25 protein-coding genes are annotated in these 20760 nt (G+C 62.7%); 18 read left to right on the top strand and 7 right to left on the bottom strand.

The annotated features are described in order from the left end of the window. Positions 1–37: 37 nt before the first annotated feature. Together AC07O2_RS00320 and AC07O2_RS00315 are read left to right on the top strand one after the other, a co-directional pair. Positions 38–664 (top strand): nucleotide-binding protein, encoded by a 627-nt coding sequence (locus AC07O2_RS00320; RefSeq protein ID WP_495073750.1) that lies wholly within the window; start codon positions 38–40, stop codon positions 662–664. 5 nt (positions 665–669) lie between these two features. Beyond that, positions 670–1125, top strand: a complete 456-nt coding sequence (locus AC07O2_RS00315) for a MaoC family dehydratase (protein ID WP_495073749.1) — start codon at positions 670–672, stop codon at positions 1123–1125. Between the two features lie 66 nt (positions 1126–1191). Here AC07O2_RS00315 and trmL read toward each other — a convergent pair whose 3' ends face one another. Next, positions 1192–1653 carry a tRNA (uridine(34)/cytosine(34)/5-carboxymethylaminomethyluridine(34)-2'-O)-methyltransferase TrmL gene (trmL, locus tag AC07O2_RS00310; RefSeq protein ID WP_495073748.1) on the bottom strand — a complete coding sequence of 154 codons (462 nt, stop codon included), beginning with the start codon at positions 1651–1653 and terminating at the stop codon, positions 1192–1194. A gap of 41 nt (positions 1654–1694) precedes the next feature. Here trmL and ltaE point away from each other — a divergent pair, with 41 nt between their 5' ends. Next, positions 1695–2726 carry a low-specificity L-threonine aldolase gene (gene ltaE / locus AC07O2_RS00305; RefSeq protein WP_495073747.1) on the top strand — a complete coding sequence of 344 codons (1032 nt, stop codon included), beginning with the start codon at positions 1695–1697 and terminating at the stop codon, positions 2724–2726. Here the strand turns inward: ltaE and AC07O2_RS00300 are convergent. Then, positions 2723–3424: a ComF family protein gene (locus AC07O2_RS00300; RefSeq protein ID WP_495073746.1), complete on the bottom strand. Its 702-nt coding sequence runs from the start codon at positions 3422–3424 to the stop codon at positions 2723–2725. The genes ltaE and AC07O2_RS00300 overlap by 4 nt on opposite strands. Positions 3425–3451: 27 nt before the next feature. On the opposite strand from AC07O2_RS00300, the gene AC07O2_RS00295 reads away from it, so the two are divergent. The 8 genes from AC07O2_RS00295 (at position 3452) to AC07O2_RS00260 (ending at position 9782) form a co-directional block, all read left to right on the top strand. Continuing rightward, positions 3452–4357 (top strand): class I SAM-dependent methyltransferase, encoded by a 906-nt coding sequence (locus AC07O2_RS00295; RefSeq protein WP_495073745.1) that lies wholly within the window; start codon positions 3452–3454, stop codon positions 4355–4357. Positions 4358–4497: 140 nt separating this feature from the next. Further along, positions 4498–4974, top strand: coding sequence for a DUF2244 domain-containing protein (locus AC07O2_RS00290; RefSeq protein WP_495073744.1), 477 nt, complete (start codon positions 4498–4500; stop codon positions 4972–4974). Between the two features lie 65 nt (positions 4975–5039). Next, positions 5040–6227: a cytochrome c oxidase subunit II gene (gene coxB, locus AC07O2_RS00285; protein ID WP_495073743.1), complete on the top strand. Its 1188-nt coding sequence runs from the start codon at positions 5040–5042 to the stop codon at positions 6225–6227. A gap of 38 nt (positions 6228–6265) precedes the next feature. Beyond that, a complete protein-coding gene (ctaD, locus tag AC07O2_RS00280; protein ID WP_495073742.1) occupies positions 6266–7891 on the top strand; it encodes a cytochrome c oxidase subunit I in 1626 nt (541 codons plus the stop codon). Between the two features lie 9 nt (positions 7892–7900). Continuing rightward, positions 7901–8017, top strand: a complete 117-nt coding sequence (locus AC07O2_RS00275; RefSeq protein WP_495073741.1) for a cytochrome oxidase small assembly protein — start codon at positions 7901–7903, stop codon at positions 8015–8017. A gap of 17 nt (positions 8018–8034) precedes the next feature. After that, positions 8035–8655, top strand: a complete 621-nt coding sequence (locus AC07O2_RS00270) for a cytochrome c oxidase assembly protein (protein WP_495073740.1) — start codon at positions 8035–8037, stop codon at positions 8653–8655. Then, positions 8652–8852: a DUF2970 domain-containing protein gene (locus tag AC07O2_RS00265; RefSeq protein WP_495073739.1), complete on the top strand. Its 201-nt coding sequence runs from the start codon at positions 8652–8654 to the stop codon at positions 8850–8852. Before AC07O2_RS00270 ends, AC07O2_RS00265 begins: the two co-directional genes overlap by 4 nt. Before the next feature lie 48 nt (positions 8853–8900). Then, entirely contained in the window at positions 8901–9782 is an 882-nt protein-coding gene (locus AC07O2_RS00260) for a cytochrome c oxidase subunit 3 (protein ID WP_495073738.1), read from the top strand. A gap of 61 nt (positions 9783–9843) precedes the next feature. Here AC07O2_RS00260 and AC07O2_RS00255 read toward each other — a convergent pair whose 3' ends face one another. Next, the gene (locus tag AC07O2_RS00255) at positions 9844–10074 is read right to left on the bottom strand and encodes a twin transmembrane helix small protein (RefSeq protein WP_495073737.1); all 231 of its coding nucleotides are present in this window, start codon (positions 10072–10074) and stop codon (positions 9844–9846) included. Positions 10075–10089: 15 nt separating this feature from the next. On the opposite strand from AC07O2_RS00255, the gene AC07O2_RS00250 reads away from it, so the two are divergent. Genes AC07O2_RS00250 through AC07O2_RS00230 form a run of 5 tightly spaced genes read left to right on the top strand, consistent with a single transcriptional unit; the run spans position 10090 to position 14241 of the window. Beyond that, a complete protein-coding gene (locus AC07O2_RS00250) occupies positions 10090–10827 on the top strand; it encodes an SURF1 family protein (RefSeq protein ID WP_495073736.1) in 738 nt (245 codons plus the stop codon). Beyond that, the gene (locus tag AC07O2_RS00245) at positions 10763–11494 is read left to right on the top strand and encodes an SCO family protein (protein ID WP_495073735.1); all 732 of its coding nucleotides are present in this window, start codon (positions 10763–10765) and stop codon (positions 11492–11494) included. The genes AC07O2_RS00250 and AC07O2_RS00245 overlap by 65 nt, the downstream gene beginning before the upstream one ends. Further along, positions 11495–12673 carry a COX15/CtaA family protein gene (locus AC07O2_RS00240; protein WP_495073734.1) on the top strand — a complete coding sequence of 393 codons (1179 nt, stop codon included), beginning with the start codon at positions 11495–11497 and terminating at the stop codon, positions 12671–12673. Between the two features lie 36 nt (positions 12674–12709). Next, complete coding sequence (cyoE, locus tag AC07O2_RS00235; protein WP_495073733.1) at positions 12710–13624, top strand: heme o synthase; 915 nt, start codon at positions 12710–12712, stop codon at positions 13622–13624. Positions 13625–13677: 53 nt separating this feature from the next. Continuing rightward, positions 13678–14241: an SCO family protein gene (locus AC07O2_RS00230; RefSeq protein ID WP_495073732.1), complete on the top strand. Its 564-nt coding sequence runs from the start codon at positions 13678–13680 to the stop codon at positions 14239–14241. Positions 14242–14289: 48 nt separating this feature from the next. Here AC07O2_RS00230 and rpoH read toward each other — a convergent pair whose 3' ends face one another. Continuing rightward, positions 14290–15225 carry an RNA polymerase sigma factor RpoH gene (gene rpoH, locus AC07O2_RS00225; RefSeq protein ID WP_495073731.1) on the bottom strand — a complete coding sequence of 312 codons (936 nt, stop codon included), beginning with the start codon at positions 15223–15225 and terminating at the stop codon, positions 14290–14292. 638 nt (positions 15226–15863) lie between these two features. Here rpoH and AC07O2_RS00220 point away from each other — a divergent pair. Together AC07O2_RS00220 and AC07O2_RS00215 are read left to right on the top strand one after the other, a co-directional pair. Beyond that, complete coding sequence (locus tag AC07O2_RS00220; RefSeq protein ID WP_495073730.1) at positions 15864–16562, top strand: HAD-IA family hydrolase; 699 nt, start codon at positions 15864–15866, stop codon at positions 16560–16562. Continuing rightward, positions 16562–17746: a M20 aminoacylase family protein gene (locus tag AC07O2_RS00215; protein WP_495073729.1), complete on the top strand. Its 1185-nt coding sequence runs from the start codon at positions 16562–16564 to the stop codon at positions 17744–17746. The genes AC07O2_RS00220 and AC07O2_RS00215 overlap by 1 nt, the downstream gene beginning before the upstream one ends. Before the next feature lie 78 nt (positions 17747–17824). Here the strand turns inward: AC07O2_RS00215 and AC07O2_RS00210 are convergent, their stop codons facing one another. From AC07O2_RS00210 to AC07O2_RS00200, 3 genes are read right to left on the bottom strand one after another with little or no spacing between them, the layout of a single operon-like run. After that, on the bottom strand, positions 17825–18982 hold the full coding sequence (locus AC07O2_RS00210; RefSeq protein WP_495073728.1) for an NAD(P)/FAD-dependent oxidoreductase: 1158 nt from the start codon (positions 18980–18982) through the stop codon (positions 17825–17827). Beyond that, entirely contained in the window at positions 18979–20370 is a 1392-nt protein-coding gene (locus AC07O2_RS00205; protein ID WP_495073727.1) for an FAD/NAD(P)-dependent oxidoreductase, read from the bottom strand. Before AC07O2_RS00205 ends, AC07O2_RS00210 begins: the two co-directional genes overlap by 4 nt. Next, entirely contained in the window at positions 20367–20759 is a 393-nt protein-coding gene (locus AC07O2_RS00200) for a (2Fe-2S)-binding protein (protein ID WP_495073726.1), read from the bottom strand. The genes AC07O2_RS00205 and AC07O2_RS00200 overlap by 4 nt, the downstream gene beginning before the upstream one ends. Position 20760: the final 1 nt, after the last annotated feature.

The raw sequence follows: 20760 nt of genomic DNA, 5'->3' as shown, positions 1-20760 counted from the left end.
GCCGCTAACATAGCAAATTCTCAACCAGGAGTTCTCCATGCCCATCGTTGTTGTCGCCAGCCCCAAGGGCGGCGTCGGTAAATCTACCTTGGCCACCCAGATTGCGGGCTACTACGCCTCCCAGGGGCATGCAGTGCTGCTGGGAGATGCCGACCCGCAGCAGTCGTCCCGCCTGTGGCTGGACTTGCGCCCGGAGCATGTGGCGCCCATCACCGCCTGGGATGTGGCCTCCGACGAGATCGACAAACCGCCCAAAGCCAGCAAAGCCGATGGCTATGTGGTGCTGGACACGCCTGGCGGCCTGGACGGCAAGCGTTTCAAGGACGTGATGAAGCTGGCCGACAAGATCGTCATCCCGCTGCAGCCCAGTGTGTTCGACATCTTCGCCACGCGCAAGTTTCTGGACCGCCTGGCCGAGCACCGCCGCATCGACAAGATGCAGGTCGGCCTGGTCGGCATGCGGGTGGATGAGCGCACCCTGTCGGCCGACCGCCTGCGTGAATACCTGGACGGCCTGGAAGTGCCGGTGCTGAGCCATCTGCGCGATACGCAAAACTATGTGCATCTGGCCGCCGGCGGCCTGAGTCTGTTCGACGTGGCGCCCAGCCGGGTTGAAAAAGACCTGGAGCAGTGGAAGCCCCTGGCTGCCTGGCTGGACGCCTGAGCCATTTGAAAACCTTCGCCACTTTCGCCGAGCTGGCCGCTGCGGTGGGCCAGGAGATTGCCGTCAGCGACTGGACGCTCATCACCCAGGCCCAGGTGCAGCAGTTTGCCGACGCCACGGGCGACCAGCAGTGGATACACGTGGACGTGGAGCGGGCCAAGGCGGGACCCTTCGGCGGGCCGATCGCGCACGGTTTTTTGACGCTGTCGCTGCTGCCGCGCCTGTTTGACAGCTCGTTTGCCATCACCGAGTCGCGCATGGCGGTGAACTACGGCCTGAACAAGGTGCGCTTCATCAGCCCGGTGCCGGTGGGCAGCCGCTTGCGCGCACGCCTGAAGCTGCTGGCCTGCACGCCGCTGGCTGAGCCGGGCGTGCAGATCGTCCTGGAGGCGACGCTGGAGCTGGAAGGCCAGGCCAGGCCGGCCTGCGTAGCCGAGTCGCTGGTGCGCCACTATGCCTGAGCAGATTTATAAGAAATAGGCCGCTAGCGCAGGGTTTACCTGCGCAGGTAGCTATTTATTTGATAGCTATTGAAAGCCGCACTGGCGCCAGGCCTCGAACACCGTCACGGCTACGGCGTTGGACAGGTTCAGGCTGCGCTGGCCGGGCCGCATGGGCAGCTTCAGGCAATTCTGGGGGCTGAAGGCGGCGCGCACGCTGTCGGCCAGGCCCTTGGTTTCGGAGCCGAACACCAGCCAGTCGCCGGGCGCGAATGCGCAGTCGAACACATTGCCCGTGCCCTTGGTGGTCAGCGCGAACAGGCGCTGCGGGTCGGGCTGGGCGGTGGCCAGAAAGCTGGGCCAGTCGGCGTGGCGGGTTAGCGTGGCGTACTCGTGGTAGTCCAGCCCGGCGCGGCGCATGTGCTTGTCGTCCATGGAGAAGCCCAGCGGCTCCACCAGGTGCAGATTGCAGCCGGTGTTGGCGGCCAGGCGGATGACGTTGCCGGTATTCGGCGGGATTTCAGGTTCGACCAGGACGATGTTCAACATGCCTGGATTATCCTGTCGCATCCCCTTCTTTTTGACGCCCCATGAAAACCATAGACCTGCGTAGCGACACCGTCACCCGTCCCACCACCGCCATGCAGGCCGCCATGCTGGCCGCACCCCTGGGTGACGACGTGTTTGGCGACGACCCCACGGTGAACCTGCTGCAGGACAGCCTGGCCGAGCGCCTGGGCTTTGAGGCCGGCCTGTTTTGCCCCACCGGCACGCAGAGCAACCTGATTGCCTTGATGACCCACTGCCAGCGCGGTGACGAATACATCGTCGGCCAGGAGGCCCATTGCTATAAATGGGAGGCGGGTGGCGCAGCCGTGCTGGGCAGCATCCAGCCCCAGCCGCTGGACAACGCGCGCGACGGCAGCATTCCGCTGGAGCGCATCGCCGCCGCCATCAAACCCGATGACGTGCACTATGCCCGCACGCGCCTGCTGGCGCTGGAGAACACCATCGGCGGCAAGCTGCTGCCGCAGGACTATGTGGACGCGGCGGTGGCCCTGGCCAATGGGCGCGGCTTGCAGTGCCATCTGGACGGGGCGCGTTTTTTTAACGCCGTTGTGGCCTCGCAGCAGCCCGGCGAGGCGTTGATACAGACCGAGCGCCGGCTGATTGCCGGTTTTGACTCGGTCAGCATTTGCCTGAGCAAGGGCCTGGGTGCGCCGGTGGGATCGGTGCTGCTGGGCCGCAAGGACTTCATCGCCCAGGCGCGGCGCTGGCGCAAGATGTTGGGCGGCGGCATGCGCCAAGCCGGCGTGCTGGCGGCTGCAGGCCTGTACGCGCTGGAACACCATGTGGCGCGCCTGGCCGATGACCACGCGAACGCCCGCCTGCTGGCCGAGTTGCTGGCGGGCATTCCTGGCTTGCAGGTGGATGCCGGGCCGACCAATATGGTGTTCTTGCACGTAGCTGCCGAGCAGGCCCAGGCACTGGTGGAGCACCTGAAGGCCCAGCAGGTGCTGGCCACCGGCCTGTATACCCTGCGCCTGGTCACCCACCTGGACGTGTCGCAAGACGATGTGCGCCGCGTGGCACAGGTGGTGCGGGCTTTCTTCGAGCGCTAATCTACAGGTGTGCGCGCCACCACCAGGCCGGTGATATGCGTGGCGCCGGCCTGGCGCAGCACGGCAGCCGCCCCAAACAGCGAGGCACCGCTGGTCATCACATCGTCCACCAGCACCACCCGTTTGTCCCGCAGGCTGTGGGCCCGCAAAGGTTCTACGGCGAAAGCGCCTTTGACGTTGCGCAGGCGGTCGGTGCGGCTCAGCGCGGGCTGGGGTGCGGTATGCCGGGTGCGCAGCAGCAGCCGTGCATCGGTTTTGTGCGGCGCCAGGTGGCGCGCCAGTTCCAGCGATTGGTTGAAGCCGCGTTCGCGCAGGCGTTCGGCTGACAAAGGCATGGGCAGCAGCACATCACAGCGCTCCAGCGCGGGCTCCACCCAGGGGCTGTGGCGCAGCAGATCGGCCAGCGTAGCGGCCCAGCCCACGTGCTGCTGGAATTTGTAGCGTGCAATGCATTGCGACCAGGGATAGGCATAGTCCACCGCCGCCAGGCAGGCATCCAGTGGAGGTGCTTGCCGCAGGCAGCTACCGCATTGGCCCACGCCCTCGGGCACGACCAGGGCGCAGGTGGTGCAGCGTAGGCGCGGCTGGGCGAAGCGGGCCACGCAGGCGCCGCACACCGGCTGGCTGGGCCAGGCCCGGCAGACGGCGCACTGGCTGGGCAAAAGGGTTGCTGCCCGGTGGATAAGCGCGCGGAACATGGCCTCAATATACTAGCCGGCTAGCCTATGACGACCCAACTTCCGCCCACGATTGACTCCGCCGCCGCTGCCCGCTGGGCCCGCCTGCCCGCCACAACGTCCCCTTGGTTGCACGAGGAGGTGGCCCGGCGCATGGAGGACCGCCTGCAGTGGATCAAGCTGCAGCCCCAGGCCTGGGCCCACTGGGAGCCGGTGCGCGGCGGCCTGGAGGCCCATGCCAAGCTCACAGCCCGCTACCCGGATGCTGCGTGTTATGTGGTGGAGGCGCACGAAAATCAAGCGCAGGCAGCTATTCAATCTGTAGCAAAACCGTGGTGGAACCCGGGCCGCTGGACGGCGCCACCCCAGCATGCCCAGCTGCCGCCCGATGGCAGTGTGCAGATGCTGTGGGCGAATATGCTGCTGCATTCCGCGCCCGACCCCCAGGCCCTGATCGCGCAGTGGCACCGTGCTTTGGCCGTCGATGGATTTCTGATGTTTTCCTGCCTGGGGCCGGACACCGTGCAGGAGCTGCGCAGTGTCTATGCTGCCCAGGGCTGGCCGCTGCCGGGCCATCAGTTCACCGATATGCATGACTGGGGCGACATGCTGGTGCACGCCGGCTTTGCCGAGCCGGTGATGGACATGGAGCGCATCCGGCTGACGTATGAGAACCCGCAGCGTCTGCTGCAGGACCTGCGCGAGATTGGTCGCAATCTGCATCCCCAGCGCTTTGCGGGTTTGCGTGGCAAGGCCTGGCGCGCGCAACTGGAGGCCGCGTTGGCACGTCAATTGGCCAGCGCTGCGGAGCAGGGGCGGCTGCCGCTGACGTTTGAGCTGATCTATGGCCACGCGCTGAAGCCTGCACCCAAGCTGCGGGTCAGTGCCCAAAGCGCGGTTTCGCTGCGAGACATGCGCGATATGCTGCAGAGAGCCAAGCCTGGCGCGGCATGATGGTTTCTAGGTAGGCCGCCAGCGGGAAAGGCGGGCTACAATGAAAATGAAAAAACATATGGGTATCTTCCCACGCAGCTAAGCCCATCGGAAAGTGACAGTCAAGTCGTCCGAAGGGCTTAATTTTGTGAGTGCCATCCGTGTCGAATCTGGTATTTCGCTTCGCCACCGTTTCCGGCCAGAACATCCACTGGTTTCTGAAGCGTAATTGTTCGGTCACTCCGACCCAGTTGGCTTGGCTGTACGCGTCGATCTGTGTGGTGTCTTTGGGGATTGCATCCTTTTTCTGGATGCAGGGTGCCAAGTTGGTATTGCCTTTTGCTTGGCTGGAACTGGCGGCCGTGGGCATTGCGTTCCTGGTGTATGCCCGCCATGCCACCGATGGCGAGAAGATTTCGTTGCAAGGTCCCCGTCTGGTGGTTGAGTTGGAAAACGCGGGCCGACTGGAGCGAGCTGAGTTTCACCGTGAATGGGTCAGAATCGAACCCAAAACAGGTGACCGGTCCTTGATAGAGGTGTCCGGCCAGGGGTGTTCGGTAGAGGTAGGGCGGTATGTGCGTCCAGAGTTGCGGTCCGCATTGGCCCGCGAACTTCGCATGGCATTGCGCAGCGCTTGAGGGGGAGGTCCAGGGTTGCTTGGGCAGCGTAGACAAACTGGTTCTATTGAGAAGAAGTTAAAACGATGAAGATGATTCCTAACAAGTTGGCTTCACTCCTGCCCGCACTCGGCGTCTGGGCGGGCGCATGGTTCAGCACTGCTGCACATGCGGTCAATGATCTACCCGGTGGCCCCGCAGTGCGGCAGTTGAATCTGGCCCCCGCAGTCACCAAGATCGCCGAAGAGCAGCAATGGCTGCACTGGTTCATGCTCATCGTGTGCTGCGTCATCTTTGTTGCGGTCTTCGGGGTGATGTTCTATTCCATTTGGAAGCACCGTAAATCCAAGGGTTACAAGGCCGCCAACTTCCACGAGTCCGTAGTGGTAGAAGTGATTTGGACCATCGTGCCTTTCGTCATCGTGATCCTGATGGCGCTGCCGGCCACCAAGGTGGTTGTCGCCTTGAAGGACACCACCAATGCCGACCTGACCGTCAAGGTCACTGGTATGCAGTGGAAATGGGGCTACGACTACCTGAAGGGTGAGGGCGAAGGAATCGGCTTCGTGTCCACGCTGGACAGCAGCCAGCGCGCCATGTCCAACAATGGTGGCCCCAAGGCCAATGAAGTGGTGGACGACTACCTGCTGAAAGTGGACAACCCGCTGGTTGTGCCAGTGGACAAAAAGGTGCGCATCATCACCACCGCAGACGACGTGATCCATTCCTTTGGTGTGCCGGCTTTCGGTATCAAGCAAGATGCGATTCCCGGTTTTGTGCGCGACACCTGGTTCCGTGCGGAAAAGGTCGGTACCTACTATGGCCAATGTGTAGAGCTTTGTGGCAAGGAGCATGCCTACATGCCCATCCAGGTGAAGGTGGTGTCGGCAGAAGACTATTCCAAGTGGGTGGACGGCGAGAAAAAGAAAATGGCTGCCAAGGCCGATGATCCTTCCAAGGTCTGGACACTGGACGACATCTTCAAGCGCGGTGAAAAGGTGTATGCAGCCAATTGCGCAGCCTGCCACCAGGCCAACGGCAAGGGCGCAGGCCCGATCAAGCCGCTGGATGGCTCGCCCAAGGTGCTAGATGCGGACAAGAGTCTGCAGATCATGACGGTGCTGAACGGGCAAAACAACGGCGCCATGCCTTCCTGGAAGCAACTCAGCGATACCGATATTGCAGCAGTCATCAGCTACACCAAAAACAACTGGTCCAACAAGACGGGCCAACTGGTGCAGCCGGCTGATGTCTTGGCTCTGCGCGGCAAATAAGCTGCTCTCGCAACGTACAGATTTCCAAGGAAAGCAAGATGAGCGCAGTTCTCCATCCCCACGAAGACCATGCCCACCACGATGGGCATGACCACCACGCACCTACGGGCTGGCGTCGGTGGGTTTTTGCGACCAACCACAAGGACATCGGTACCCTGTACCTGTTGTTCAGTTTCACCATGTTGATGGTGGGCGGTGTCTTGGCGCTGCTGATCCGTGCCGAGCTGTTCCAGCCTGGTCTGCAGTTCGTGAATCCCGAGTTGTTCAACCAACTGACCACCATGCACGGCCTGATCATGGTGTTCGGCGCCATCATGCCTGCCTTTGTGGGCTTTGCGAACTGGATGATCCCGTTGCAAATCGGCGCCAGTGACATGGCGTTTGCGCGCATGAATAACTTCAGCTTCTGGCTGATGATTCCCGCCGCTGTGACGCTGGTCAGCTCGTTCTTCATGCCTGGCGGTGCGCCTGCCGCGGGCTGGACGCTGTACGCACCGTTGACCCTGCAGATGGGCCCCAGCATGGATGCCGGTATTTTTGCGATGCACATTTTGGGCGCATCGTCCATCATGGGCTCGATCAATATCATCGTCACCATCCTGAACATGCGCGCACCCGGCATGACGCTGATGAAGATGCCGATGTTCTGCTGGACTTGGCTGATCACAGCCTATCTGCTGATCGCCGTGATGCCCGTGCTGGCCGGCGCCATCACCATGACGCTGACGGACCGCCACTTCGGTACCAGCTTCTTCAACCCCGCCGGTGGCGGTGATCCGGTGATGTACCAGCACATCTTCTGGTTCTTCGGCCATCCCGAGGTGTACATCATGATTTTGCCGGCCTTCGGCATCATCAGCCACATCGTGCCAGCGTTTGCACGCAAGAAGTTGTTCGGCTACGCCTCCATGGTCTACGCCACGTCTTCTATTGCGATCCTGTCGTTCATTGTTTGGGCGCACCACATGTTCACCACCGGCATGCCGGTGACCGGCCAGCTGTTCTTCATGTACGCCACCATGCTGATTGCCGTGCCGACTGCTGTGAAGATTTTCAACTGGATCGCCACCATGTGGCAGGGCTCGATGACCTTTGAAACCCCGATGCTGTTCGCTGTGGGCTTCATATTCGTGTTCACCATGGGCGGCTTCACCGGCCTGATCCTGGCGGTGGCGCCTATCGACATTCAGCTGCAGGACACTTACTACGTGGTGGCGCATTTCCACTACGTGTTGGTGGCAGGCTCGCTGTACGCCATGTTTGCCGGCTTCTATTATTGGTGCCCCAAGTGGACCGGTGTGATGTACAACGAACGCCGCGGCAAGATTCATTTCTGGTGGTCGCTGATAGCGTTCAACGTCACCTTTTTCCCGATGCACTTCTTGGGCTTGGCCGGTATGCCGCGCCGCTATGCGGACTACCCCATGCAGTTTGCTGACTTCAACGCCATTGCGTCGGTGGGGGCGTTTGCCTTCGGTTTTGCCCAGGTGTATTTCTTCTTTTTCGTCGTACTGCCCGCCATGATGGGCAAGGGCGAAAAAGCGTCGCAAAAGCCCTGGGAGGCCGCTGAAGGTCTGGAGTGGGAAGTGCCATCGCCCGCACCCTTCCATACCTTTGAAACCCCACCCAAGCTGGATGCCACGGCAACCCGCGTCATTGGATAACACCTGACTATGCTGACGCCAGAGCAAAAGAAGCTCAACCTTCGTACCGGACTGATACTGGCGTCGGTTGCGCTGGTGTTCTTTGTGGGATTTGTTGTCAAGATGGTTCTGCTGAGCCACCACTAAGTCACTACAAGGCCTGCATGTACGTGCGTCGCGAAAACTGGAAGATGATGGGCAAGCTGGGCGTTGTGGCGCTGGGCATGTTTGCTTTCGGTTATGCGCTGGTGCCGTTGTACAAGGCGATTTGTGAGATGACCGGCATCAATGTGCTGGCGTTGGCAGAGCGTCAGTTGCCGGGCGATGGCGGTGCAGGCAAGGCTATCAAGCTACCCGCCAATACCCAGGTGGATATGAGCCGGACCATCACGGTAGAGTTTGATGCGAACGCGCGTGGCCCCTGGGAGTTCAAACCCGCCACGCGATCGCTACAGGTGCACCCTGGCGAACTGACTACCGTGATGTACGAATTCCAGAACGTGCAGAACCGGCGTATGGCCGCACAAGCTATACCCAGCTATGCGCCCAGGCAGGCAGCGGCGCATTTCAACAAGCTGGAATGCTTTTGCTTCAATCAGTACACCCTGGATCCAGGCGAGAAGAAGCAATGGCCTGTGGCTTTTGTGATCGACCCGAAGCTGTCCAAGGATGTGAGCACGATCACCTTGTCATATACCTTTTTTGAAGTGGGTGGCAAGACCCCGCCAGCGCCTGTGTCCACGGTCGATGCAGGGAAGCATGTGGAAGCGGGGCGGGGCTCATGAGTGCACCGGCCAAGGCTTCGGTACTGCACACTATCAAGACGGTGGCCTGGTCGTTTCTGGGCATACGCAAGCGCAGCGGCTTTGAAGATGACCTGGCCAAGCTGAGTCCGCTGCAGGTGATTGCAGTAGGCTTGTTGGCCGTGCTGCTGTTCGTGGTGGGTTTGATGTTTTTTGTCAGTTGGGTGGTAGCGAAGTGATCTGCTTTGCTAAACGGTTAAGAAAATAAGTGAGACCAAGGAGCTGAAATGAGTTCAAGCGCGCATGCCGCAACACCGTACTACTTTGTGCCTGGTCCATCGCGCCACCCGGCGATGGCTGCGTTGGGCTTGTTTTTTGTGATCCTGGGCGCTGGCCAATGGGTGAACGATGCCGAATGGGGCAAGTACTCACTGGCCGTTGGCATGCTGTTCTGGTGGGGTGTGCTGTACCAGTGGTTCCGCGACGCCATCCGTGAAAGCGAAGGCGGGCTCTATGGGCACAAGATCGATCTGTCCTTCCGCTGGGCCATGAGCTGGTTCATCTTCTCGGAGGTGATGTTCTTCGGCGCCTTTTTCACCGCTTTGTGGTGGGCGCGTGCGCACTCCGTGCCGGTTTTGGGAAGTCTGGACAACGCCTTGCTGTGGCCGGACTTCAAGGCAGTGTGGCCCAGCTTGGCTGCGGGTGTCACGGCTTCGCCAGCGAACATCATTGAACCTTTCGAAACCATGACGCCGTTCTGGCTGCCGACCATTAACACCGGTCTGTTGCTGAGCTCGGGCGTGACGCTGACGATCGCCCACCATGCGCTGGTCAAAGGCCAGCGCGGCAAGACGATTGGTTTCATGTGGGCCACGGTGATTTTGGGTACGGTGTTCCTGTTCGTGCAGGGATATGAATACGCCCACGCCTACAGCGAGATGAATCTCAAGCTCAGTTCCGGCGTCTACGGCTCTACCTTCTTCATGCTGACCGGCTTCCACGGCTTCCACGTTTTTGTGGGCATGTTGATGCTGCTGTTTATCACGCTGCGTCTGATGAAGGGCCACTTCACGCCGCAAAAGCATTTCGGCTTTGAGGGTGCGGCTTGGTACTGGCACTTCGTGGACGTGGTCTGGCTGGGCCTGTATGTGATCGTCTACTGGATGTAATGGCGCTGCCCTCTACCATCCTTCAAAAAAGCGCCGATGGGCGCTTTTTTGTTGCTGCGCCTTATTTGCCGGCAGGGATGCCGGTGGGGTGCAAATATCCCAGCTTCCAACCCACCAGAATGCAGACGAACAGCAGTACCGAGAAGGCTATACGGAACGCTAGTGCCCGCGCCATGCGGTCGGCCTTTTTCGGGCTGTTTGGGTCGTCCTTGCCGCCTTTGAGCATGAAGTACAGGGCAGCGCCCAGGCTGGCGAAGATGGCCGCAAAAGCAACGAGGGCGAGGTAGGTCATGGAGAGCATTATCCCGTGAGCCCCAAGTTGCGTTTCTGTTTGCTGACCGCAGGGGCTTTGCTGGGCCTGGCCGCTACGCTGTCGCTGGGGCGCTGGCAATTGTCGCGTGCAGCCCAGAAGGAGGCCTTGTTTGCCGCCATCGAGTCTCAGAACCGGCTGCCGCCGGTCGCACAGGCCGAGTTGCTGGCCAGTCCGCAGGTTGATTCGCGGCTGCACCGCAATGTCCAGTTGCGTGGCCATTGGGTGGCGCAGCGCACGGTGTTTCTGGACAACCGCCAGATGCACGACCAGACTGGTTTTTATGTGGTGACGCCCTTGCAGTTGCTGGACAGCCAGGCCGTGATCCTGGTGCAGCGGGGCTGGGTGCCACGCAATTTCCTGGACCGCACGGCCTTGCCCCGCATCGATACGCCCGGGGGCTTGGTAGATGTGCAAGGGCGTATGGCCCCGCCACCGTCCAAGCTTTACGCCTTCCAGGCGGTAGAGTCGGGACCCATCCGGCAAAATCTCGACTTGGCAGCTTTCACTGCGGAGACCGGCCTGCCCCTGATGGCGGCGTCTGTATTCCAAACCGGGCCGCCCGCACCGCTGCTGCAACGTGACTGGCCCAAGGCCAATACCGGTGTTGAAAAGCACTATGGCTATGCATTCCAATGGTTTGGGCTGGCTGCCCTGATCGCAATCCTATATGTCTGGTTCCAAATTGTCCGACGCTTCATCCCTAAGCACTCCCGCCGCCGTGAGCCCGTCTGAAGACCACTTGCTGGGCATGACGGTGCACTCCATGCCTACGCCCCAGGAGGCGGTGGATGGCGCCAGTCGGCGCACGGTGCTTGGTCGCTGGAAGATGCTGGCCGTGCTGTTGACTTGTGCTGCACCGGTGGTTGCCTCGTATTTCACCTATTACGTGATCCGCCCCGAGGGTCGGCGCAATTTTGGCGAGCTGATCGACCCGCAGCGCCCGCTGCCCGATCAGCCGGTACAAGCGCTGGACGGTACGCCTGGCAATCTGCGAGCGCTCAAGGGCCAGTGGCTGCTGCTCAGCGTAGGCAGTGGCGCATGCGATGCGCTGTGTGAGAAACACCTGTATTTGCAGCGCCAGCTGCGCGAGACCCAGGGCAAGGAAAAAGACCGCGTGGACTGGGTCTGGCTAGTGACAGACGACGCCCCCGTGCCCGAGCGCCTGTTGCCCGCCTTGAAAGGTGCCACCGTGCTGCGCCTGCCCGAGTCACAGCTATCGCAGTGGTTATCACCTGCCCAGGGCCATCTGCTGGCCGATCACCTGTACCTGGTTGATCCCCTGGGCAACTGGATGATGCGCTTCCCTGCCAGCCTGGACCTGGCCGGTGCGGCGAACGCCAAGCGGGACCTGGAGCGCCTGTTGCGCGCCTCGGCAGCCTGGGACCAACCGGGCCGTTAAATGGACACGCCTGCCTTGTACGACCTGTCGCCCGCCATCCGCGTCATGCTGGTGGGCTTGCTGATCGCCGTCGTGCCCCTGGTGTGGGTGCGACTGCGCAACCCCCAGGCATCGACCATGGGGCGTTTGCAGGCCCTGACGGTGTTGACCCTGTTTCTGACTTTTGATCTGGTGCTGTTCGGTGCCTTCACCCGTTTGACCGACTCCGGTCTGGGCTGCCCCGACTGGCCGGGCTGCTATGGCAATGCCAGCCCACTGGGTGCCGTGGCCCAAATCACCCATGCCCAGACTGCTATGCCCAGCGGACCCGTGACCCATGGCAAGGCCTGGGTGGAGATGGTGCACCGTTATCTGGCGACTTCGGTCGGCGTGTTGATTTTGACGCTGACCATTGCCAGCTGGTGGCAGCGCCGGCGAGGCCTGATCCTGCCCGTCAGCCCCTGGTGGCCCACGCTGACCTTGGTGTGGGTGTGCGTGCAGGGCGCATTCGGTGCCTTGACCGTCACCATGAAGCTGTTCCCGGCCATCGTCACCTTGCATTTGATCGGCGGCCTGGTGCTGCTGGTGTTGCTGTGCGTGCAGGCCGTGGCCTACGCCCAGCGCGAGCGGGCGCCAGCGCCGGCCTGGCCGGGACCGCGTTGGATTCTTTGGCTGGTGTTTGCGCTACTGGCCTGCCAGGTGGCTTTGGGCGGCTGGGCCAGCACCAACTATGCGGTGCTGGCCTGCGATACTTTCCCCCTGTGCCAAAACAGCTGGTGGCCAGAGATGGACTTCCAGCAGGCCTTCCAGATCTGGCGTCCCCTGGGGCGTTTGCAGGATGGCACCTACCTGGGATTTCCGGCGCTGACGGCCATCCACTACACCCACCGGCTGATGGCTTATCTTGTGCTGCTGGCGCTGGCCTGGCTGGCCTGGCTGGCTTGGCGCTTGCACCGTAATCCGGCCACCCAGCGCCAGGCGCGTTGGCTGGGTGGGCTGACCCTGTTGCAGTTTGCGACGGGCTTGAGCAATGTGGTGCTGGGCTGGCCTATGCTGGCTGCCGTGGGCCATACCGGGGGCGCGGCCGCGCTGGTGGTCGTGCTGACCTGGATCGTTTGCAGCCGCCGTAGTGCATTGGCCGCAGAGCCCCGTGTTTCCTTTGCCTTCAGCGAGCCGGCGGCGCAGCGCCCCGTTCGCTGATGGCGTGTATTTTTTGTCTGGACCGAGATTGTTTGCATGCGTGTTGCTGAACCTACCGCCCCTCCCATGACTGCCGCGCCGCCCTCGCGCCTGCGCCAGTTCTATTCGCTGACCAAGCCGCGCGTGGTCCAGTTGATCGTGTTTTGTGCACTGATTGGCATGGTGCTGGCTGTGCCCGGCGCGCCTACATGGGCCGAAGTCCGGCTGGGCCTGGTGGCCTGCCTGGGTATCTGGCTGGTGGCTGGCGCCGCTGCCGCCTTCAATTGCCTGGTAGAGAAGGGCATAGACGCCAAGATGAAGCGCACCTCCTGGCGGCCGACGGCGCGGCAGGAGCTGCAGGACTGGCAAACCCTGCTGTTTTCGGCCCTGTTGTGTGTGGCTGGCTCGGTGCTGTTGTATGTGTGGGTGAATGCCCTGACCATGTGGCTGACCTTTGCCACCTTTGTGGGTTATGCCGTGGTCTATACCGTCATTCTGAAGCCGCTGACGCCGCAGAACATCGTCATTGGCGGAGCCTCGGGCGCCATGCCGCCGGTGCTCGGCTGGGCCGCCATGACCGGCAATGTCGGGCCTGAAGCCTTGATCCTGTTCCTGATCATCTTCCTGTGGACGCCGCCGCACTTCTGGGCGCTGGCGTTGTACCGGGTGGAGGACTACCGCAAGTCCGGCCTGCCTATGCTGCCCGTGACCCATGGCAACGAGTTCACCCGCCTGCAGGTGCTGCTGTACACCCTGGTGCTGTTCGCGGCCTGCCTGATGCCCTTCATCTACGGTATGAGTTCCTGGCTGTACCTGGCAACCGCCGTCGTGCTGAGCATTGGCTTCTGCGCCTATGGTTTTGCACTGTGGCGCAATTACTCGGACGCCCTGGCGCGCAAGACCTTCCGTTTTTCTCTGATCCACCTGAGCGCGCTGTTTGCTGCGTTGCTGCTAGACCACTACCTGATTTGAGCCTTATGCATAAACGTGATGCTATTAAAAGAGTAGCTGTTGGCGCAGTAACTATGTGCGCTAGCGGTCTTTTTGTTGCCTGTTCTGAAACCAAGGCCGATTTTGCCTCGGTGGATGTTACCGGGGCGGACTATGCCAAGGACTTCCAGCTGAGCGACCACAACGGCCAGCGCCGCAGCCTGAAGGACTTCAAAGGCAAGCTGGTGGTGGTGTTCTTTGGCTACACCCAGTGTCCGGACGTTTGCCCCACCTCCATGGCCGAGTTGGCAGAGATCAAGAAATCCTTGGGCGCCGATGGCGACCGCCTGCAAGGCATTTTCATCACCGTGGACCCGCAGCGCGACACACCGGCTCTGCTGAAGGCCTATATGGCTAATTTTGACCCCAGCTTCCTGGCGCTGGTGCCCACGCCCGAGCAGTTGGCCGCCGTGGCCAAGGACTTCAAGGTCTACTACAAGAAGGTGGATGGCAGCACGCCTACCAGCTACACCATGGACCATTCCGCTGGCAGCTACGTGTACGACACCCAGGGCCGGCTGCGCCTGTATGCGCGCTACGGCGGTGGCGTGGCGCCGCTGCTGGGCGACCTGAAGATACTGCTCAAGCAGGCTGCATAAAAAAAGGGACCGTCTAGGTCCCTTTTTGTTTGGCGGCGAATGCAGCACTTAGGCGTATTCGGTCAGCGCCTTTTTCATCTTCTTCATGGCCGCAGATTCGATTTGGCGAATCCGTTCGGCACTCACGCCGTAGTCGGCCGCCAACTCGTGCAGCGTCATCCCGCCAGAGCCGTCGTCCTGTACCTTGAGCCAGCGCTCTTCCACGATGCGGCGGCTGCGTTCGTCCAGGCCGTCCAGCGCGCTGCGCACGCCATCGCTGGCCAGGGTGTCGCGCTGGTGGGCTTCGATCTGAGCGGTGGGTTCGTGCACTGTGTCGGCCAGGTAGGCGATGGGGCCGTAGCTGTCTTCGCCATCGTCGCTTGGGCCTGGGTCCAGCATCACGTCGCCACCGGACAGGCGGGTTTCCATCTCGATCACGTCCTCGCGCTTCACATTTAGCTGGCTGGCCATGGACTCGATTTCCGACTCGCTCAAAGTGTCGCGGTGGGTGTCACCGTCGATCGCGTCGGACTTGAAGCCCTGCTTCATCGAGCGCAGGTTGAAGAACAGCTTGCGCTGTGCCTTGGTGGTCGCCATTTTGACCATGCGGCAGTTCTTCAGGATGTATTCGTGCATCTCCGCCTTGATCCAGTGCAGCGCGTAGCTCACCAGGCGTACGCCTTGGTCAGGGTCGAAACGCTTCACGGCTTTCATCAGGCCAACGTTGCCTTCCTGGATCAGGTCGCCATGCGGCAGGCCATAGCCCAGGTATTGGCGTGCGACGGACACCACCAAGCGCAGGTGCGACAGCACCAGCTTACCGGCGGCGTCCACGTCGTTATCGTTCTTGAGTTGGCGTGCGTATTGCTGCTCCTGCTCCAGGGTGAGCATGGGCATGCGGTTCACCGCGGAGATATATGCGTCCAGGTTACCCAGCGGGGGCACCAGGGCCCAGGGGTTCGGGGCCGCCAATGCGGTGGACATGGTTCCAGTTTGAAGGTTCATACCAGATTCCCTTTCTCTAGGGCTGAATATTAGCACTCTATTAAAGAGAGTGCTAAAGCCGGGGATTTCCTCTTTGGCGCTAGGGTATTCCCTTGGTCGAAGCTAGGAGCTTTGACCTAGTAAAGCCTGTAGCGATTGTCGATTCTTGGCAAACGTGGAACTCTGGGTATCTTGAAAACCTGTGTAACCTATTGAAAGTTATGGGAAATTTCTAAAAACCTGCTCAAGTGAAGGTTCTGATTACCAGATGGGAGCGCTCCAGCTGGTTTTCAAGCGCTTAGGGTGCAAAACGACTTATGGGCGGGCGTTAACATCCTCGGCTATGAAATTTCTGAACACATTCATGCTTGCGGTAGGCTGGTTTTTTGTCGTTTTCGCAGTTCTTTGCGCCCTTGGACTGGGCTCAATCCATATGCACCTGGGTCCACTGGACTTCAAGCTGCCCTTTCATTGGCGCTGATCCAGGGGGGCGGGTGTTTGGATAGAGCGCAGGCTTCGATCGCTCAGTAGAACATGCTGCTGCCGAGGCGACAACAGAATCCTGTGCCAAGGCAGTGGCCTGGTTTGCTCTCGCAATGAATGCGTTGCCGCCTATGCTTTAGCTATACGACATACACCGTCTTAGCTGGAGCCTTAACTTGTCTCTTCAACACTTCAAAGTCCTCACGTTCGACGTTGTCGGCACTCTGATCGATTTCGAGCGCGGCATGCTCGACTATTTGCATACCGCCGTACCAGGCACCCAGGTGTCCGACGACGACTTTCTCAGTGCCTACCGCAAGGCCCGCAAGAGCGAAGACGTCACCTGGTACCCCGACGATCTGGTGCGCGTATGGCACGTGATTGCGCCACCGCTGGGCCTGCCTGACAGCCATGTACTGGCACAAGGCTTCCGTGATTCCGTGGCCCAATGGCCGGCGTTTCCTGACTCCGTCGAGGCATTGAAACGTTTGGGCAAGCGCTTCAAGCTTGTCACCATGACCAATGCGCAGACCTGGGCGTTGAAGCACTTCGCCAAGACGCTTGACCAACCCTTTGACTTGGAACTGAGCTGCGACGACGCGCTCTGCGAGAAGCCCGATGCCCGTTACTTTGCTTATGCACGGGGTCGCTTTGAAGGGGCCTGGGGTTACAAGCAGGCAGACAATCTGCACGTTGCGCAAAGCCAGTACCACGACATTGGTATCTCCAAGCAGCTGGGCATTACCACCTGCTGGATCGAGCGGCGCCATGGGCAGGCGGGCTCGGGCGGCACCATCGAATCGGCCTTGACCCAGCCCGACTACCACTTCCACACTTTGAAAGAGTTGGCCGACGCGGTTGAGGCTGGGCGCTGATGCCGACAGCCCTGAGGGATATCGCGGCACCGGTGGCCGACTTGTTGCCGGACCTGGTGGCCTTGCGCCAGGACCTGCACGCCAACCCCGAACTGGCGTTTGCTGAGCGGCGTACCGCCGGCATCGTCGCGCAGTCCTTGCGCCTGCTCGGTTTGGACGTGCATGAGGGACTGGGCGGTACCGGTGTGGTCGGCAGCCTGCGCTGCGGCAGCAGTACCCGCAGCGTTGGCCTGCGCGCCGATATGGACGCGTTACCCATGGTGGAGCTCGGGCACAGCCCCTACGCCAGTCGTATCCCCGGCGCCCACCACGGCTGCGGCCATGATGGCCACACCAGCATGTTGATCGGTGCTGCCCGGCAACTGGCGCGCACCCGCGCTTTCGATGGCACGGTGCATTTTATTTTCCAGCCGGCCGAAGAAGGCAAGGGCGGCGCCCGCGCCATGATTGAAGACGGTCTCTTTGACCGCTTTCCCTGCGACAGCGTATACGCGCTGCACAACTGGCCCGACCTGCCGCTGGGCCAGGCGCAGACCCGACCCGGCCCCATCATGGCCGCAGCCGACCGCTTCGACATCGTGCTGCGCGGCCGCGGCGGCCATGCGGCCCAGCCCCAGCACACGCCGGACGCTATCCTCGCGGCGAGCCAGTTGGTTACCCAGCTCAACACCATCGTCTCGCGCCGCATCGACCCCGGCGAATCGGCCGTGCTGTCGATCACGCGCATCGAGGGCGGTCACAGCCACAACGTGCTGCCGGCCGAGGTAGCCATCACTGGCACGGTGCGCAGTTTCGACCCCGCCACGCAAGACCGCATCGAAGCCGCGCTGCGCGCCTGTGTAGAGGGCGTGGCCCTGGCCAATGGTGTGCAGGCCGAGCTGAACTACCTGCGCTACTACCCCGCTACCATCAATACCGCGGCCGAAGCCGCACTGGCGCTCGACGCGGCCACGGCGATAGGCTTGCAGGCAGCCGAGGCGCCGCGCGCCGCCTTCACCTCGGAAGACTTTGCCTTCATGTTGCAGCGCAACCCCGGCGCCTACCTGTGGCTGGGCCAGGGCCGCGCCGATCCCGGGCCCGACGGCGAGCGTGCACTGCACCACCCCTGCTACGACTTCAACGACGACGCGCTGCCCCTTGGCGTGTGCTGGTTCTGCGAGGTGGCGGCGCGTGCGTTGGCGTGAGGTGGGCAGTCGAAACTTTTGAATGAAATCGGCTTCCCGCGCATATTTCATGTGCGCAAGGTGCTATGTTTTTGATAGTTATGCTGCTTGCCGCGCCTGCTGCAGCGCTGCGAATCGCCCGATGGCATAGGGCGCCAGCGGAATCGAGGTACTGCCCGTGGTCATTAGTTCGGCCATGGTCTCGCCCACGCCGGGGCTGATGGCAAAGCCCTCGCCATTGAAGCCGAAGGCGTAGTGCAGGCCGGGCACCTTGGCGCTAGGCCCCATCACGGGTTGCCAGTCGACGGTGTAGCCCTCGATGCCGCTCCATACGCGGATCAACTGCACCTGGGCGAAGGCGGGCACGAAGCGGCGCAGTTCGCGCAGCTGGCGCAGCACGTTGTCGGGCTTCACATAGGCGCGGACCAGGTCGGCATGGGCTGGCCCCTTGAGCCCGCCGCCGAAGACGATGTTGCCGCGCGCGATCTGGCGGAAGTACAGGCCTTCGGTTTCTATGGGCGACGACAGGCCAATGGACGGGCCTATCGCGTAGGGCAGTGGCTCGGTCACACCCATCTGCGGGCCGCGGGCCTCCATCGGCACGCGCTCGCCGAACTGCTCGGCCATGCGGTTCGACCAGGCGCCGCAGGCCACCAGCATCTGCGGCGCGCGAAAGCGCCGGCCATCGGCCGTGTGGGCGACGAAGCCGTTGCCGTCGCGTTCCACCTGCACCACCTCGGCATGCTCGACGATGTTGGCGCCAGCGCGTTGTGCCGCGCGCGCAAAGGCCGGGCCGGCCAGGCGCGGGTTGGCGTGGCCGTCTTGTGGTGAATACGAGCCGGCCACCACGCTGGGCGCGAAGATGCCCCAGCGCTGGCGCAACTGCTCGGCGTTGAAAAGTTGCAGATCCAGGCCCAGCGGCTTCACGTCGCGCGCATGTTTCTCTATCACCGCGGCCTGCTTCTCGGTGTAGCAGACGCGCAGATGGCCGTAGGGCACGAATTCCACATCTTCGTCCAGCAGCTCCTTGATCCGGCCCCAGACGGCGCGCGCGCGGTTGGCCAGCGGCATCTGGTGCAGTTCGCGGCCCTGCCGGCGCACGTTGCCGAAGTTGGTGCCGCTGGCCTGCCGGCCCACGAGTTCGCGCTCGAGCAGCGTGACCGACTTGCCGTGCTGGCGCAGGAAAAACGCGGTGCTTGTGCCCATCAGGCCGCCGCCCAATACCAGCACGTCGGTGTCGAATGTTTTTGCGCTCATTCCACCGCCTCCAGCGTGTCCATCATCAGTGGCTTGACGGGCGCCTGCGAACGCAGCCGTCCTACCTGTTCTACCGGAATTGCGCAGGCCTGGGCCACGATCTCGGCCGCGGCGTGGCCGCAAAAGCGCCCCTGGCAGCGGCCCATGCCGACGCGGCTGAAGGCCTTGGCGCGGTTGACCTCCTGGCTGCCGAGCTCGTTCACGCAGCGGCGCAGTTCGCCCACGGTGACGGCTTCGCAGCGGCAGACCACGGCGTCGTCGGGCAGTGCTGCGGCTTGCGAGTGCGGCCAGGGGAAGGCGCGGACAAGGCCGACGCGAAAGCGGTCCATCTTCGCGAGGGTGCGGCGCAGTGTGGCCGATTCGTTCTGATAGAGGGCTTGGCCCTGCGCATGCCCAAGGTCGGCCAGCGCGGCCAGCGCGGCCAGGCGACCGGCGGCTTCGGCGCCGTCGGCTCCGAGGATGCGCGCGCCATCGCCTGCGAGGTAAACCGCTGGCGTGCTGCTGCGGCCGTCGGTATCGATGCGCGGCAGCCATTGGCGGCTCACGGGTTCGAAGGCGAACTCACAGCGGGCCAGGTCGGCCAGCTGGGTTTCGGCGCGCAAGTGCCAGCCCAGGCCGACCGCATCGCACTCGAAGCGCTGCGTGCGGCCTTGCGCATCCCGCACCTGCACCGCCTGTACGCCCAGGCGCTCGTCGCCTTCGATGCGCAGCGGCGTCACGCCTTGCAGCACCGGCACGCCGGCACGGCGCAACCCGCGGATCAGGCCGAGCCCGCGCAGCGCCAGCGTGGGCCGCGCCAGCAGGCCGGCGATGGCGCCCCAGGACTTGGCCGCGGGCGCGGTATCGAGCACCGCCGCCACCTGGGCGCCGGCTTGCTGGTATTGCGAGGCCACCAGGTACAACAGCGGGCCGCTGCCCATGAAGACCACGCGCTGGCCGATGGCGCAGGCCTGGGCTTTCAAGGCGATCTGCGACGCGCCCAGGCTGTAGCAGCCGGCGCGGTGCCAGCCATGCACGGGCATCAGCCGGTCAGTGGCGCCGGCACAAATCAGCAAGGCATCGAAAGGCAGCGTCTCGGCCTGGCCGGCATGCGCCAGATGCAGGGTTTTTTCGGTCACGTTCCAGGCCAGGGTGTCGGCGCGGTAGTCGATCTGCGAACGCAGCGCATCAAAGTCGCGGTGCAGGGCCTGGGCCTTGTCGGCCTCCGAGCCGTAGAGCTTGGCATAGGAGCGTTTGAAGCCCTCGGGCTGGCGCCGGTAGATCTGGCCGCCGTCGCGCCGGCCTTCGTCGACCACGGTGGGCCGCAGACCGGCCTGGACCAGGGCCTGGGCAGCGCGCACACCGGCTGGGCCGGTACCGACCACCACGATGCGCGGCGCGGTGCTCACGCAGCCTCCTGGGCCGCCTGCCGCGCCAGAGACTGCTGCAGATCCGGGGTGGCGGGCCAGTGGTGTATGGGCGGGCGTGTCAGCACGGCCATGCCGGGCTCGGCCGGCGTGCTGCAGGCGCGCAGGCGCTGGCCTTGCGGCGTCCACACCCAGCAGTCCTGGCAGGCGCCCATCAGGCAGAAGCCGGCGCGCGGGCCGTCGCCGAATTCACTGTCGCGCACCCGGCGGCCATGGCTGAGCAAGGCGACGAGCAGCGTATCGCCCACCAGGGCGGTAGCCGGCTCGCCATCGATCAGCAGCGACAGGGTAGGGCGGTCGGTCTCTGCGAGCCGGACAAAGCGGCCGGGCGAACGGAGGTCGGAGGCGGGACGAGAAGAGGTGTCTGGCATG

Source organism: Rhodoferax sp. GW821-FHT10B06 (assembly GCF_059415605.1).
Note: the sequence above shows the minus strand (reverse complement) of the source record. Positions and strands in the feature narration are given on the sequence as shown.